The sequence below is a fragment of the Cecembia lonarensis LW9 genome (assembly GCF_000298295.1).
Taxonomy (GTDB): domain Bacteria; phylum Bacteroidota; class Bacteroidia; order Cytophagales; family Cyclobacteriaceae; genus Cecembia; species Cecembia lonarensis.
This window is the reverse complement of the sequence record NZ_AMGM01000221.1, coordinates 1-955: the sequence shown is the minus strand read 5'-3', so window position 1 is coordinate 955 and position 955 is coordinate 1. Positions and strand designations below refer to the sequence as shown.

General features: G+C 57.3%; 1 protein-coding gene and 1 pseudogene. Both read left to right on the top strand.

Going from position 1 to position 955, the window contains the following annotated elements; all coding sequences use genetic code 11:
• Position 1: 1 nt before the first annotated feature.
• Positions 2–415: pseudogene (locus B879_RS23860) on the top strand (hypothetical protein); the annotation flags it as partial.
• Between the two features lie 37 nt (positions 416–452).
• A partial coding sequence (locus B879_RS23855) for a sodium:solute symporter family transporter (RefSeq protein WP_497706790.1) occupies positions 453–955 on the top strand: 503 nt, incomplete at its 3' end.

Sequence of the window (955 nt, the reverse complement as noted above, 5' to 3'; positions counted from 1 at the left end):
TATGGATCTCGAAAACGGGGAATTTCAGCTTCTCGCAGGATCAGTTGTCCTGGGGTTGTTGGTTCTGTTTTACGGGGGGACATTTGTTATGTCTCTTTTTATTGGCAAAAAGAAAGAAAACGCTGACGGGTATATGACCGCCGGAAACAAAGTTGGTTTCGGTGTCTCCGCAGCAAGCATGACAGCAACATGGATCTGGGCATCTTCGATGTATGCCTCGGCGACGTCTGGCTACACCTATGGCATTTCCGGGCCGATTCACTACGGTCTTTGGGATGCGTTGATGATTCTGTTCATCTACCCCTTCGGCCGTCGAATCCGTGCGGTTGCACCAAAGGCACACACCCTCGCCGAAGTTATGTATGCCCGTCATGGACGCTCCAGCCAGCTCATGCTGGCCGGTTCCAATATTCTCGGCAGCGTTATTTCACTGACCTCCAACTTCATCGCGGGTGGCGCTCTTATCGCTCTGCTCTCGCCATTCAGCTTCGGCCAAGGCAATCGTCGCCGTGGCCGCAGGTACGCTGCTCTACACTTTGTGGTCCGGCTTCCGGGCCTCGGTACTCACCGACTTTGCCCAAGTAGTGGCGATGCTCGGTGCCGTGGCAATCATCCTTCCGGTGGTCTTCGTTGCCGCCGGCGGACCGGGACTCTTTGAATCCGGCGCCTCCAACCTCACCCCGCAACAGAGCAACTTCTTCTCGTCCGAAGCGTTTATGAACCAGGGTGCCCCGTACATTGCTGCCGTCCTGGCCTACGCCATCGGCAACCAGACGATCGCCCAGCGACTCTTCGCCGTGCGTGAGGACCTGATCAAGCCGACGTTCATCACCGCGACCGTCGGCTACGGTGCCACGATCATCGGCATCGGCATGCTCGGGGTCATCGCCCTGTACGCAGGCATCACCCCGCTCGATGGAGACACCAACAACCTGATCCCGCAAATGGCTGCAAC